Origin of the sequence: Actinoplanes sp. NPDC000266 (assembly GCF_042899005.1) — a bacterium.
Classification (GTDB): domain Bacteria; phylum Actinomycetota; class Actinomycetes; order Mycobacteriales; family Micromonosporaceae; genus Actinoplanes.
Window position 1 is genome coordinate 432,614 of the sequence record NZ_JBIAZI010000005.1, and the last position, 14,305, is coordinate 446,918.

A 14,305-nucleotide genomic window follows, 5' to 3' on the forward strand; every position below is an offset into this window, starting at 1 on the left:
CCCCTGAGAACCTGGGGCCTCGACCTGGTCGAGGGTCAACCCGCCACTAGTGTCACCGCCACCGCGAGCATGACCAAGGCGATGAAGCCGTCCAGGATCCGCCAGGCGGCGGGACGGGCCAGCAGCGGGGCCAGGCGGTGGGCGCCGGCCCCGAGGGCGGTGAACCAGACCAGGCTCGCGGCGGCCGCGCCGGCGCCGAACAGCCAGCGGTGCGGATGCTGCTGGGCGACCGAGCCGAGCAGCAGCACGGTGTCGAGATAGACGTGCGGGTTGAGATAGGTCAGGGCCAGGCAGGTGAGCAGGGTCGCGCCGAGGGTGGCCGGGGCGCGCTCGGCGGGGCTGAGGGCGGCGGGACGCAGCGCGCGGCGGGCGGCCAGCACGGCGTACGTGATGAGGAAGGCCGCGCCGACCCAGCGGACGACCGTCACCGCGTCGGGGCGCGCGGTGACCACGGCGCCGAGCCCGCCGATGCCGGCCAGGATCAGCAGCAGGTCGGAAAGGGCGCAGACCAGGACGACGGCGAGCACGTGTTCACGGCGCAGGCCCTGGCGCAGGACGAAGGCGTTCTGGGCGCCGATGGCGATGATCAGTACGGCGGACGCGGCGAAACCGGCCAGGACGGAGGTGAGCACATTCTCGACGGTAGGAGGGCTCACGGCCGTACTCAAGCTAAAGATTTTGACGTTGCGTTAGATTCTCTAAACATGGACTTCGCTCAGTTGACCACGTTCCAGGCGGTCGTCGACTCGGGCAGCTTCGAGGCGGCGGCCCGGCAGCTGCATGTGACGCCGTCGGCGGTGAGCCAGCGGATCAAGGCGCTGGAGCGCTCGGTGGGGCAGGTCCTGGTGCGGCGGGCCAAGCCGTGTGTGGCGACGCCGGCCGGTGAGGCGCTCGTGCGGTTCGCCGGGCAGGTGGCGCTGCTGGAGCGGGAGGCGCTGAGTCAGGCCCGCGACGGCACCCGGGTGTCGATCGTGGTGAACGCGGACTCGCTGCTGACCTGGTTCCTGCCGGCGCTGGCCGAGGTGCCGGGGCCGCAGTACGAGCTGCACACCGATGATCAGGACTACACGGCCGATCTGCTGCGGTCGGGGACGGCGATGGCCGCGGTCACCGCCGATCATGTGGCCGTGCAGGGGTGCCGGATCGAGTCGCTGGGTTCCATGCGGTATTTGCCGGTGGGGCGGCCGGGTTCCGAGTCGTTGATCGTCTATAACCGGAAAGATCGGTTGCAGCACCGCTTCATGGAAGCCACCGGCATGCCCATGTCGGATTTATCCATCCATTACGTGCCAGCGGCCGCCGCGTTCGTCGAGGCGATCCGGCTGGGCCTCGGCTGGGGGATGGTGCCGTCGTCGATCGCGACCCCGGGCATCGAAGCCGGGCACTATGTCCAATTATTTCCGGGCAAGTTTCTCGACGTGCCGCTCTACTGGCAGTACTGGCGCATCGGATCAGAGGTGCTGGAAGAGCTGACGGCCGCCGTCCGGGCGGCGGCCGTCACCGCGCTGATCTAGTCGTTGGCGTGCAGGGCGGCGTTGAGCTCGATGCCGGTGCCCTTGCGCGGCCGGGCCTCGAGCGCCCCGGTCACCGAGTTGCGCCAGAAGAGGAGGTTGTCGACCCCGGAGAGCTCGCGCGCCTTGACCACCCGGCCGTCCGGCAGCGTCAGCTTGGAGCCGGCCGTGATGTAGACGCCGGCCTCGACCACGCAGTCGTCGCCGAGCGAGATGCCGATGCCGGCGTTGGCGCCGATCAGGCTGCGCTCGCCGATGCGCACCTTGTCCCGGCCGCCGCCGGACAGGGTGCCCATGATGGACGACCCGCCGCCGACGTCGGAGCCGTCGCCGACCACGACGCCCTGCACGATGCGGCCCTCGACCATCGAGGTGCCCAGCGTGCCCGCGTTGAAGTTGATGAAGCCCTCGTGCATGACCGTGGTCCCCGGGGCCAGGTGGGCGCCGAGGCGCACCCGGTCGGCGTCGGCGATCCGCACGCCCGACGGGGTCACGTAGTCGGTCATCCGCGGGAACTTGTCCACGCCGTACACGGCCAGGTGGCGGCCGGCCGCGCGCTCCAGGAAGCGCAGCTCGTCGACCCGGTCGGCCGGGCACGGGCCGGCCGAGGTCCAGGCCACGTTGGCCAGCGCGCCGAAGATGCCGTCGAGGTTGAGCCCGTTCGGGACCACCAGCCGGTGCGAGAGCAGGTGCAGCCGCAGGTACGCGTCGGAGGCGTCCTTGATGGGGTCGGCCAGCGAGCCGATGGTGGTGCGCACCTCGACCGTCGACAGGCCGGGCAGCGCCCTGGGGCCGGTCAGTCCGGCCGGCAGCACCGGCGGCTCGGCCGGCAGGTCGCCCAGTCCGAGGAAGGGGAACCAGGTGTCCAGGACCTGGCCATCCGCGGTCACGGTGGCGAGGCCGATGCCCCAGGCGGGGGAGGTCGAGATCGCGTTGTCCACGGCCGAAAGCCTACTGGGCGTGATGAGGATCGTAAGTCGATGGGTGATTCACTTCCGGCCGGTATCGTGCGGCCTATGGCCAACCCCCTGACCCCGGACGTGTTGGTCGACCCCGTGCAGCTCACCCGCGCCCTGGTCGACGTCGAGTCCGTCTCCCGCAACGAGCGGCAGATCGCCGGCTACGTCGAAGAAGTCCTCCGCCAGATGCCCCACCTCAGCGTGGACCGGCTCGGCAACACGGTGATGGCCCGCACCGATCTGGGCCGCGAACAGCGGGTGGTGCTCGCCGGCCACCTCGACACGGTGCCGCTGAACGACAACTTCCCGTCGACCGTCGTCGACGACCTCATCTACGGCTGCGGCACCTCCGACATGAAGTCGGGCGTCGCCCTCGCCCTGCACCTGGCGGCCACCCTGCCCGACCCGGGCTACGACATCACCTACCTCTTCTACGAGGCCGAGGAGATCGACTCCCAGTTCAACGGCCTGCGCCTGGTCGCCGAGGAGCGGCCGGACTGGCTGCGGGCCGACTTCGCGGTGCTGCTGGAGCCGACCTACGGCGTGGTCGAGGCGGGTTGTCAGGGCACGCTCCGGGTCAAGGTACGCACGACGGGCCGCCGGGCGCACACGGCGCGGGCCTGGCGCGGGGTCAACGCGATCCACGCGGCCGGCGAGGTGCTGCGGCGACTCTCGGATTACCGGGCCCGCACGGTCACCATCGACGGTTGTACGTTCCGTGAAGGGCTCAACGCCGTACGCATCTCGGGCGGCGTGGCCGGGAACGTCGTGCCGGACGAGGCGGTGGTCGAGGTCAACATGCGCTTCGCTCCGGACCGTACGGAGAAGCAGGCGCTGGAGCACGTGCACGAGGTCTTCGAGGGCTTCGAGGTGGAGCTGACCGACTCGGCCCCGGGTGCGCTGCCCGGCCTGACCGCGGAGCCGGCGCGCGAGTTCCTGGCCGCCGTCGGCGCCGAGCCGGCGGCCAAGCTGGGCTGGACCGACGTGGCGCGGTTCGCCGCGCTGGGCATCCCGGCTCTGAACTACGGTCCGGGCGACCCACTGCTGGCCCACGCGCCGGACGAGCACGTCGAGATCGGCAAGATCCGCGATGGCGCGGCCACCCTGCACCGATGGCTGGCCTCGGCTGAGTTCTAAGCGTTGATTATCCGTACCCGGCCGACGGCGGGGGCCGGCTGCGGCAGGGCCGTCGGCGGGATCTCGATCGTCTCCTCGGGATCGGAAGCGGCTCCGGCGCCGAACGCCATCCGCCGCTCCTCGACCACCAGTCGGATGCGCCGCTGCATGCGGCGCTGCATCTTCAGGCGTTCGTATCGGGTCGTCACGGTGGCTCCTTAAGCCCGGGTGGCCGTGCGTGCCGCGAGAGATTTCGGTAACTGTACAGACGCATGAGAGCTACCGTCCGTTGCTTCAATCTGGCAAAAAGGTCGGCGGCCCGCAATCCTCTTACCGAAACCCACCCGGTTGTTCACCGGGTTACTGACCGTCCGCACTACCTTTTAGGCATGACGGACAGCACCAACGGGCGACGCCAGGGCGGGGCGGAGCGTCATCGCGGCGCCGTCACCCTGCGCCGCGAGTCGATTCCACCGAGCACCGCCGACGAGAAACTGCTCGATTCCCATCACCGGCGCGAGTGGAAGACCAAGGACGCGTGGCGGGCGCTGCGCATCCTGTCCGAGTTCGTCGAGGGCTTCGACACGCTGGCCGACCTGCCGCCGGCGGTGAGCGTCTTCGGCTCGGCGCGCAGCACCCCCGAGAGCCCCGAGTGCGAGCTCGCGGCCGACCTCGGCGCGGCCCTGGCCGAGGCCGGCTACGCGGTGATCACCGGCGGCGGCCCGGGCGTCATGGAGGCGGCCAACCGCGGCGCCACCGAAGCCGGCGGCATGTCGATCGGGCTCGGCATCGAGCTGCCGTTCGAGCAGGGCATCAACGACTGGGTCGACATCGGCATCGACTTCCGCTATTTCTTCGTCCGCAAGACCATGTTCGTGAAGTACGCCCAGGCGTTCGTCGTGCTGCCCGGCGGCTTCGGCACCCTCGACGAGCTGTTCGAGGCGATCACGCTGGTGCAGACCAAGAAGGTGACCCGCTTCCCGGTGATCCTGATGGGCACCGAGTACTGGTCGGGCCTGTTCGACTGGCTCAAGGGGACGATGCTGGCCGACGGCAAGATCAGTGAGGCCGACCTGGAGCTGCTGCGGGTCACCGACGACGTCGACGAGGCGGTCCAGATCATCGTGGACGCCGACGCGGCGCTGGCCGAGGCGAACGGGAAACGGTGACATGGCGGCCATCTGTGTCTTCTGCGCCTCCTCCAGCACCCTCGAACAGAAGTGGCTCGACCTGGCCACCCGCACCGGGCTCGAATTGGGGGCACGTGGCCACTCGCTGGTCTCCGGCGGCGGCTGCGTCGGCATGATGGGCGCCCTGGCCGACGGCGCCCGGGCCGGCGGGGCGCACACCCTCGGCGTGATCCCGCAGTCGCTGGTCGACCTCGAAGTGGCCGACCTGGCCTCCGACGAGCTGATCGTCACCAGCGACATGGGCGCCCGCAAGAACATCATGATCGAGCGGTCGGACGCGTTCATCACTCTGCCCGGCGGTCTCGGCACGCTCGACGAGCTCTTCGAGGTGTGGACGACCTCGACCCTCGACCTGCACGACAAGCCGATCGTCCTGCTCGACCCCGACGGTTTCTACGACGGGCTGGTCGCCTGGCTCGGCCAACTGGCCGACACGGCGTTCGTCCGCTCGGCCGCCCTCGAACGGGTGATCATCGCGAAATCGATCGGCGCCGCCCTGGACGCCATCGAGGAGCACCTGGTCTAGAGGCGTCCCGCCGGGCGGGTGTCACCACACCCACCCGGCGGGACCAGGGCCCCGGCGAGCCCGCCGGTGGACGGGGCGCGCCGAGCGCGTTCTCACCGGACGCGCCGGCGCGCTCGCGCCGGCCACCGGCGGCGTCGCGCTCGCCGGGGGCTGAATGCGTTTAGCCCGACCGTGCTCCTGCCGGGCCCCGGCGTCAATAGATGTCGATCAGTGGTTTCCGTTTGGCGGGTCGTGGTTGACTGCCGTCATGCCCCCGCAACGGGCGACCCTCATGCAGGTCGCACAGCGGGCCGGCGTGTCCCGCAGCACGGCCTCCTTCGTCCTGGCTGGACGCCACGTGGACATGAGGATCTCCGAAGACGCCCGGCAACGGGTCCTCCGGGCGGCCCAGGAGCTGGACTACCGGCCCAACTTGATGGCACGCAGCCTGCGTACGAAGGTGACCAGGACGATCGCGCTGGTCTCGGACACGCTGGCCTCCGACCCGTACGCCGGGCGGGCCATCCAGGGCAGCCTGGCCGCCGCCGTCGCCCAGGGCAACCTGCTCTTCATCGGCGAGACCGACGGCGACCCGGTGGTCGAGGAGAAGCTGATCTCCGACTTCCTCGACCGGCAGGTCGACGCGTTCATCTACGCGAGCATGTTCACCCGCTACGTGCGCGTGCCCAAGCTGCTCAAGGACCGCCCGGTGGTGCTGCTCAACTGCCTGACCCGGGGCGCCCGGCCGGCCCAGCACCAGATCATCCCCGACGAGCTGACCGCCGGGGCCGACGCCGCCCGGACCCTGCTGCGGGCCGGCCACCGGCAGCGCATCCACCTGGTCGGCACGCCCGCGACCAAGGTCTTCGCGGGCCGGGAGCGGCTGGCGGGCATCCGCGCGGCGCTGGCCGACGAGGGCGTCAAACTGGCCGGCGTCGTCGAATGCGACTGGTGGCCCGACTCGGCGTATGAGGCCGTCTCCCAAGCTCTCGAGGACGGGTTCGCCCCGAGCGGTCTCATCTGCCTGAACGACCGCGTCGCCCTGGGCGCCTATCAGGCCCTGCGTGACGCCGGCCGCTCGGTGCCGCGCGACGTGTCGGTGGTGTCGTTCGACGACTCCGAGCTCGCCGCGTGGCTTCGGCCGCAGCTGACGAGCATCGCGCTGCCGCATTACCAACTGGGCTGGGAGGCGGTTCAAACCCTTCTGGGTCCCGTACGAGACCCCGCCGTCACCCGCCTGCCGATGCCGGTCCGGGTGCGCGCGTCGGTCGGCCGACCGCCCGGCGAATAACGTCGTACCCTCGTGGTTTCCTTGATGCCGTGAGCACGCCGGCCCCCTCCGCCGCGGTGCGCCGTCCGGCGTACCGCCTCGTCCGGCGTCCCCCCACGGCGCCGCCGGAGATCCAGGACGACCCCTTCCAGTCGTACGTGGTCTCCCACACCGACGGGCCTCTCCTGGTGGTCGGCGGCCCCGGCACGGGCAAGACGACCACGCTGGTCGAGTCGGTGGCCGCCCGCGTGGCCGAGGGCGCCGACCCCGAGACCATCCTGGTCCTCACGTTCGGCCGCCGCGGCTCGGCCGCCCTGCGCGACCGCATCGAGGCCCGGATAGCCGGCGACGAGGGCCGCATCGTCCACGAGCCGCTGGTGCGCACCTTCCACGCGTACGCCTTCGGCCTGCTCCGCCGGGCCGCCGCCGAGCGCGGCGAGCCCTCGCCGCGCCTGCTCACCGGCCCCGAGCAAGACCTGATCATCCGCGAGCTCCTCGAGGTGGCCGGCGACCCCGAGGCCACCGACGAGATCGGCTGGCCCGAGTCGCTGCGCCCCGCGCTACCCACAAAGGCCTTCGCCCAGCAGCTCCGAGACCTGATGCAGCGAGCGGCCGAGCGGGGCATAGGCCCGGCCGAGCTGGCCCGCCTGGGCGAGCGCCTGGGCCGGGCCGACTGGCCGGCCGCGGCCCGCTTCCTCCGCGAATACGTGGCGGTCCTGGCCCTGCGCGACGTGACGACCAGGGGCTCGGCGGCGTACGACCCGGCCGAGTTGGTCCGGGCCGCCTCCGGCCTGCTCCTGGACACGCCGGGCCTGCTGGAGGCCGAGCGCCGCCGCCTGGCGTACGTCTACGTCGACGAGCTGGCCGACACCGACCCGGCCCAGATAGAGCTGCTGTCCCTGGTCGCCGGGGGCGGCAAGCCCCTGGTGGCGTTCGCCGACCCCGACGCTTCCATCTACGGATTCCGGGGTGCGGACCCGGGCGTGGTCTCCAGCTTCCCGTTCCATTTCCGCACGGCCTCGGGCGCCGTAGCCGAAACCTTGACCCTCCACACGAACTACCGGGCCCCGGCCCCTTTGCTGGGCGCGACCGCGCGGGTGGCCCGCCGCATGCGAGGGCCCATCAGTCACCGCCCCATGCACCCGCCTGCCTCTTCGGTCGAGACGTCGCCTGCGCCGGAGCCCGCGGCTTCGATCGGACCCGTGCCCTTCGGTCCCGATGCGCCCGGCTCCACACCTTCGGCCGAGCGTGGAACCTCTTCTCCTTCCGTCGCCTCGAGCGAGGGATCGACTTCCGATTCGCGCCGATCACCCGGAAATATCGCCACTTCCGGCACGGAGTCGGACTCGTCATCCGGCGTGAAGGGCGGGGTTCGATCTGGGGCGGCTGGCGGGCCTCAGGACGCGGCGGTTGTCCGGATTTTTCGGGCGGCTACGGCTGAAGCCGCCTATGTCGCCCATGCGCTCAGGGAAGCCCATCTGCTTCAAGGGGTGCCGTGGTCGCGGATGGCCGTGGTGTTGAGGTCGACCTCCTTGCAGCTGCCCTCGTTGCAGCGGGCGCTGGCCGCCGCGGGTGTGCCAACCGTGACGCACGCCGAGGATCTGCCGCTTCATCTTCAGCCGGCGGTGGCGCCCTTCCTTCTTCTCCTGCGGTGTGCGCTCTCGCCCGAAGCGCTGAACGAAGAAGCGGCGGTCGCCCTGCTGCACTCGCCGCTCGGCGGGGCCGATCCGCTCGCGGAGCGGCGGCTCCGGCAGGGGCTCCGGGCGCTGGCGCTCGCCGCCGGTGACCGGCGGCCGTCGGGGGAGTTGCTGGTCGACGCCGTGCGCGATCCGGCCGGGCTCGACATGGTGGAGCGGCGCTGGGCCCATCCGGCGCAGCAGGTGGCGCGGCTGCTGGCTACGGCTCGCGAGGCGGCCGCGGCGCCGGGGGCCACGGCCGAGCAGGTGCTGTGGACGGTCTGGAAGGCCAGCGGCCTGGCCGACCGGTGGTACGCGATGAGCACCCGCAACGGGCCGGCCCCCGAGAACGCGGACGCGGGCCGGGCCCGGCAGTGGCGGGCCGAGGCGGCCGACCGCGATCTCGACTCGATGGTGGTCCTCTTCGACGCGGCGGCCCGGTTCGTCGACCGGCTGCCCGGCGCGCGCACCGAGGTGTTCCTAGATCACGTGCTCGCCCAGGATCTGCCGGCCGATTCGATCGCGCCGAGTGCCGACCGGGGCGAGGCTGTACGACTCCTGACCGCCCACGCCGCCAAAGGCCTGGAGTGGGACGTCGTGGTGCTGGCCGGCGTCCAGGAGGGCATCTGGCCCGACCTGCGCCTGCGCGGCAGCCTGCTCGGCTCCGAGCGCCTGGTCGACTTCATCGCCGGCCGGGCCGCCTCGGGCGAGGCCGCGGTCGTCGGCCAGACGTCGGCCATGCTCGACGAGGAACGCCGTCTGTTCTATGTGGCCGCCACCCGCGCCCGCCGCAAGCTGATCGCCACCGCCGTGGCCTCGGCCGGCGTCGGCGGCTCCGAGGGCGAGGAACAGCCCAGCCGCTTCCTCAGCGAGCTGGCCGAGCCCGAGCCGGGCCCCGAAGCCCCACCAACCGACCCCGACGACCCGGGCCCCACCGAGCCCGGCCCTTCCGACCCGGGCCCACCCGAGCCCGACCCGGACGAGCCCGGCCCCGGCCCGGCGGACTCGGACCCGTGGGACACCGATCCGCCGCACGACGACGCGCCCGAGCCGGCCGGCGACGCCAAGACCGGCGCTGACGGCGAGACGGGCGCTGACGCCAAAACCGGCGCTGACGGTGAGACCGGCGGTGGGGGCGAGCGGTCCGAAGCTCGGCTCGAGGAGGCGATTCTGTTCGGGCCGCGAGCCGATGTCGAGCCGGGCTACGAGACGCCGGCCGATGACGACGCGAGCGCGCTGGACCAGCCGAGCGGCGAGGGCCGTGTGCAAGCCGAGCCCGGTGAGCTGACCATGGGGCGGACGCCCCGGGCGCTCACTTTGGCCGCCCTGGTGGCTGAGCTTCGTACGGTCGTGGTCGGCAGCAACCAGACGCCCAGCCGGCGGCGGGCCGCCGCGGCCGAGCTGGCCAAGCTGGCCCGGGCCGGCGTGCCCGGCGCCCACCCGGACGAGTGGTGGGGGCTCCGGCCCCTCTCCGACGACCGGCCCCTCGTCGATGAGGGTGAGCCGGTCAAGGTCACTCCCTCCTCGATGGAGAGTGCTCTTCGGTGCAGCCTCCGCTGGCTTCTGGAGCGGCACGGCGGCGCCGCTCCGGCCGGGCCCGCTCAAGGGGTCGGCAATCTTGTGCACGCCGCCGCCATGCTCGCCGAGAACGCCAACGCCGACCGGGAGAAGCTCGTCGAATATGTCAGCGCCCGCTTCGACGCCATCGAGCTGGCCGCCCGCTGGCTGGCCGGGCCCGAGCAGGAGCGGGCGCAGGGCATGGTCGACAAGCTGTTGCGCTGGCTCGCTTCCAATCCCCGGCGGCTTCTCGCCATCGAGCACGAGTTCACCGTGCGGCTCGAGGACGAGCGGCGGCCGATCGAGCTGACCGGGCGGGTCGACCGGCTCGAGATCGACGAGGACGGCCGGCTCGTCGTCATCGACCTCAAGACCGGTAAGACGACCGCCGTCTCGTCGGCCGATCTCGAGGAGCACGCCCAGCTCGCCGGCTATCAGACCGCCGTCGAGGCCGGCGCCTTCGGCGACTACGGCGACGAGAGTGGCGGCGCCGCCCTCGTGCAGCTCGGGCCGGGCAAGGACGCCCGTGAGCAGATGCAGCTTCCGCTGGCCGACGCCGATGATCCGGAGTGGGCACAGGCGATGGTCCGGCGTACGGCCGAGACGATGGCCGCCGCCACCTTCTCCGCCGTCGCCAACAGCCGTTGCCGGGTCTGCCCGGTCCGCACCAGTTGCCCCATCTCCGGTAAAGGCCGCCAAGTGGTAGAGCAGTGACCCAGCCGAGTCTTTTCGCCGACGAGCCGTCGGCGCCGCGCCGGCGGGCTGATGCCGGGCCCCGCTACACGCCCGACGAGCTGGCGCGGCTTCTGCGGCTGCACCGGCCCACACCGGAGCAGGCCGAGATCATCTCGGCGCCGGTGGAGCCGCTGCTCGTGGTGGCTGGGGCCGGCTCCGGCAAGACCGAGACGATGGCCTCCCGGGTCGTCTGGCTCGTGGCCAACGGCTACGCCCATCCGGACGAGATCCTCGGCCTCACCTTCACCCGCAAGGCCGCCGGCGAGCTCGCCCACCGGGTCCGCACGCGGCTGGGCCAGCTCGTCCGCCGCCTCGGCCGCGACGACGCCCTGGCCGGTGAGGCCACCATCTCGACCTATCACTCGTACGCGGCCCGGGTCGTCACCGAGCACGGCCTGCGCGCCGGTTTCGAGCCGTCGGCGCGACTGCTCACCGAGGCCGCCCGCTGGCAGATCGTCGACTCGCTCGTGCGGTCGTACACGGGCGAGATGACCGGCGTGAACCGCGCGCCCGGCACCGTGACCGACGACGTGCTGGCTCTCTCCGGCGAGCTGGCCGAGCATCTGGTGGCGCCCGACGAGCTGGCCGCCTGGACCGGCCGGTTCTTCGCCGAGGTGCAGGAGCTGCCCGGCCGCGTCTACAAGGACGTGGCCGACATGCTGGGCCGCCAGCGGCTTCGCCTCACCCTTCTTCCCCTCGTACGCCTCTACGAGCGCCGCAAACTCGATCTCGAGGCGATGGACTTCGGCGACCAGATGGCCCGGGCCGCGATGGTGGCCCGCGACCATCCCGAGGTGGGCGAGATCGAGCGGGGACGGTTCAAGATCGTCCTGCTGGACGAGTACCAGGACACCAGCCACGCGCAGGTGACCATGCTGAACAACCTGTTCGGCGGGGGTCACCCGGTCACCGCGGTCGGCGACCCCTGCCAGTCGATCTACGGCTGGCGGGGCGCCTCGGCCGGCACGCTCGAGCGGTTCCCGTCCGAGTTCCCGCGCCGCGACGGCACCCGGGCCCGGATCCGGGCCCTGACCCGCAGCTGGCGCAACCGTCCCGAGATCCTCCAGGTCGCCAACGTGCTCTCCGAGCCGCTGCGGGCGTTCGGGGCGCGCGTCGAGGAGCTCCGGTCGGCGGCCCGGGTGGCCGACGTCGGCGGCCGCACGGTCTCCTGCGCGCTGCTGCCGACCTTCGCCGACGAGGCCGACTGGATCGCCGACTCGATGCTGCGGGCCTGGCAGATCGCCGCCGGCATGCCCGGGTCGCCGCCCGACGAGATCCCGCTCGAGAAACGTCCGACCAGCGCCGTCCTGGTGCGGGTGCGGAGCCAGATCGCGGCGATCGAGGAGGCGCTGCGCGATCGGGGGCTGCCGGTCGAGGTGGTCGGTCTGGGCGGGCTTCTGGACACCCCGGAGGTACGCGACGTCGTGTGCACGATGCGGGTGCTGGCCGATCCCACGGACGGGGCCTCGCTGCTCCGCCTGCTCACCGGCGCCCGCTGGCGGATCGGCCCGCGCGACCTGGTGGCCCTGCACCGGCGGGCCCGGCACCTGGCCGCGGCCCGGGCCGCCGTCGTGGCCGGGGCCGAACCGGACGCCGTGGTCGGCGACCGCCTCGACGACGCCACGCTGGTCGAGGCGATGGCCGACCTGGGCGTGCCGCAGCTGTACTCCGCCGAGGGCTATGCGCGCCTCCAGGCGTACAGCCGGGAATTGAGTGCCTTGAGGCAGCGCCTCGACCAGCCCTTGCCCGATCTGGTGGCGGACATCGAGCGGACCGCCGGGCTGGATGTCGAGGTCGCCGTGCGCGGCTGGGCGGCGGGCGACGCCGGTCTGGCCCGTGGCCATCTGGACGCGCTCGGCGACACCGCCGCCCGCTACGCGGCCGAAACCGACGGGGGCACGCTGGCCGGTTTCCTCGCGTTCCTGGCCGCGGCCGAGGAGGAGGAGCGCGGCCTGGAGCCGGGCCAGGTCGACGTGGTCGAGGGGGCGGTGCAGATCCTCACCGCGCACGCCGCGAAGGGCCTGGAGTGGGACGTGGTCTCGGTGGCCGGCCTGAGCCGCGGCGTGTGGCCGGGGCAGAGCCGCAACACCGACCACTACCTGATGGGCGTGGGTGTGCTGCCGTTCCCGTTGCGCGGCGACCGGGACGGCCTGCCCCGGCTCGACCTGTCCGGGGCGCTGGAGCAGAAGGACGTGGTCGGCGCGGTCACCGCGTTCGGCCGGGCCTGGCGGGAGCACGACGAGCGCGAGGAGCGGCGCCTGGCGTACGTCGCGGTGACCCGGCCCCGGCGGCTGCTGCTCTGCTCCGGTTATTGGTGGGGTGACGGCGTGAAGCGCCCGCGCGGCCCGTCGGTCTTCCTCGACGAGATCCGCGCGACCTGCGACGAGGGCGCCGGAGTGGTCGACGTCTGGACGCCCGAGCCGGCCGCGGGGGCCACGAACCCGGCCGACCAGCAGGACAAGAGGGTGGAGTGGCCGTCCGATCCGCTGGGACGGCGCCGCCCGGCCATGGCGGCCGCGGCCGACCTGATCCGCCGGATGATCGCCCAGCCCGACCCGTCGGCCGCCGAGGCGTTCGTCGAGCTGGCCGAGCGCGAGCCGGAGATCCTGGCCCGGGCCGGGCTGGCCGCCGACCTGACCGGCATGCCGTCCGAGGGCGGGGAGGACATCGACCGCTGGCGTACGGAAGCCGATCTGCTGCTGGCCGAGCGGGACGAGCGCGCCCGCCGCGACGGCCCGATCGAGGTGGCCCTGCCGGGGCATCTCTCCGTCTCGCAGCTGGTCGTGCTGCGCCGCGACCCGCAGGCGCTGGCCCGGTCGCTGCGCCGCCCGCTGCCGCCGCGGCCGATGCCGCACGCCCGGCGGGGCACGGCCTTCCACTCGTGGCTGGAGCAGCGGTTCGGCGCCGAGCGGCTGATCGACATCGACGAGCTGCCGGGCGCGGCCGACGACGACGCGGCGGCCGACGCGGAGCTGACCGCGTTGCAGGAGGCGTTCCTGGCCAGCGAGTGGGCCGACCGCACCCCGGTCGAGGTGGAGGTGCCGTTCGCGACCACGATCGCCGGTGTCGTCGTGCGGGGCCGGATGGACGCCGTCTTCGCCGAGTCGGCCAACCGCTACGACGTCATCGACTGGAAGACCGGCCGCCGGCCCGAGGGCGCGGACGCCGAGGCGGCGGCGATTCAGCTCGCGGCGTACCGGATCGCCTGGGCCTCGCTGGCCGGGGTGCCGGTCAACCGGGTCCGTGCCGCCTTCCACTACGTCCGTGAGCAGGTCACCGTACGACCGGTCGACCTGTTGAGCGCCGAGGAGCTGGCCGCCCTGGTCGAGCGGATCCCTACTCCAACGGGTGATTGATCCCGGCCGCCGCCAGGAGGTGCAGCAGGGCCGCCGCGTAGGCCTCCTCCACTGTCCCCGCTGTGAAGACCCGCTGTTCGCCGAGCAGGTCGATCAGCGCCTCGTATCCGCCAGGACCACGCCTGAGCTGCTGGAACGTTCCGCCGAGGAGCTCGCGCAGCTGGTCCTCGCGCGGCAGCCACACCGTCTCGTCCATCTCGACGTCGTCCAGGGCCCACTCGGTGGTCCCGTTGAAGCCGATCACCGGCCCCTCCGGCATCGAGTGCACCTCGATGGTCATGTTGCTCAGTACGAAGACCTCGTCGTCCAGGTCCCGGTCGGGGATCGCGAACCGGTCGCCCAGGGTCGGTTTCCAGGTCAGCCCGGCCTCTTTCAGCTGTCCCGCGAGTTGTACTCCGATCACTGGCAGTCCCCTCTGTTCGTGTTAGGC

11 protein-coding genes are annotated in these 14,305 nt (G+C 72.3%); 7 read left to right on the forward strand and 4 right to left on the reverse strand.

Features of this window, described 5'->3' with window-relative positions; translation table 11 throughout:
- Positions 1-35 precede the first annotated feature (35 nt).
- On the reverse strand, positions 36-632 hold the full coding sequence (locus tag ACFY36_RS22660; protein ID WP_499747946.1) for a LysE/ArgO family amino acid transporter: 597 nt from the start codon (positions 630-632) through the stop codon (positions 36-38).
- Between the two features lie 72 nt (positions 633-704).
- Here ACFY36_RS22660 and ACFY36_RS22665 point away from each other — a divergent pair, with 72 nt between their 5' ends.
- Positions 705-1,514 carry a LysR family transcriptional regulator ArgP gene (locus tag ACFY36_RS22665; RefSeq protein ID WP_499747947.1) on the forward strand — a complete coding sequence of 270 codons (810 nt, stop codon included), beginning with the start codon at positions 705-707 and terminating at the stop codon, positions 1,512-1,514.
- On the opposite strand, the gene dapD is transcribed toward ACFY36_RS22665, so the two are convergent.
- Complete coding sequence (gene dapD, locus ACFY36_RS22670; protein WP_499747948.1) at positions 1,511-2,452, reverse strand: 2,3,4,5-tetrahydropyridine-2,6-dicarboxylate N-succinyltransferase; 942 nt, start codon at positions 2,450-2,452, stop codon at positions 1,511-1,513. The two genes, ACFY36_RS22665 and dapD, sit on opposite strands and share 4 nt — an antisense overlap.
- Before the next feature lie 75 nt (positions 2,453-2,527).
- Here dapD and dapE point away from each other — a divergent pair, with 75 nt between their 5' ends.
- Complete coding sequence (gene dapE, locus ACFY36_RS22675; RefSeq protein WP_499747949.1) at positions 2,528-3,607, forward strand: succinyl-diaminopimelate desuccinylase; 1,080 nt, start codon at positions 2,528-2,530, stop codon at positions 3,605-3,607.
- Here the strand turns inward: dapE and ACFY36_RS22680 are convergent.
- On the reverse strand, positions 3,604-3,795 hold the full coding sequence (locus ACFY36_RS22680; RefSeq protein ID WP_499747950.1) for a hypothetical protein: 192 nt from the start codon (positions 3,793-3,795) through the stop codon (positions 3,604-3,606). The two genes, dapE and ACFY36_RS22680, sit on opposite strands and share 4 nt — an antisense overlap.
- A gap of 180 nt (positions 3,796-3,975) precedes the next feature.
- Between ACFY36_RS22680 and ACFY36_RS22685 the strand changes: the two genes are divergently transcribed.
- The 5 genes from ACFY36_RS22685 (at position 3,976) to ACFY36_RS22705 (ending at position 13,875) form a co-directional block, all read left to right on the forward strand.
- On the forward strand, positions 3,976-4,755 hold the full coding sequence (locus ACFY36_RS22685; RefSeq protein WP_097317988.1) for an LOG family protein: 780 nt from the start codon (positions 3,976-3,978) through the stop codon (positions 4,753-4,755).
- Between the two features lies 1 nt (position 4,756).
- Positions 4,757-5,302, forward strand: a complete 546-nt coding sequence (locus tag ACFY36_RS22690; protein ID WP_499747951.1) for an LOG family protein — start codon at positions 4,757-4,759, stop codon at positions 5,300-5,302.
- A 247-nt stretch (positions 5,303-5,549) separates the two neighbouring features.
- On the forward strand, positions 5,550-6,572 hold the full coding sequence (locus ACFY36_RS22695) for a LacI family DNA-binding transcriptional regulator (RefSeq protein ID WP_499747952.1): 1,023 nt from the start codon (positions 5,550-5,552) through the stop codon (positions 6,570-6,572).
- A 29-nt stretch (positions 6,573-6,601) separates the two neighbouring features.
- Positions 6,602-10,498, forward strand: coding sequence for a PD-(D/E)XK nuclease family protein (locus ACFY36_RS22700; RefSeq protein ID WP_499747953.1), 3,897 nt, complete (start codon positions 6,602-6,604; stop codon positions 10,496-10,498).
- The gene (locus ACFY36_RS22705) at positions 10,495-13,875 is read left to right on the forward strand and encodes an ATP-dependent helicase (RefSeq protein WP_499747954.1); all 3,381 of its coding nucleotides are present in this window, start codon (positions 10,495-10,497) and stop codon (positions 13,873-13,875) included. Before ACFY36_RS22700 ends, ACFY36_RS22705 begins: the two co-directional genes overlap by 4 nt.
- Here ACFY36_RS22705 and ACFY36_RS22710 read toward each other — a convergent pair.
- Complete coding sequence (locus ACFY36_RS22710) at positions 13,856-14,278, reverse strand: pilus assembly protein CpaE (RefSeq protein WP_499747955.1); 423 nt, start codon at positions 14,276-14,278, stop codon at positions 13,856-13,858. The two genes, ACFY36_RS22705 and ACFY36_RS22710, sit on opposite strands and share 20 nt — an antisense overlap.
- Positions 14,279-14,305: the final 27 nt, after the last annotated feature.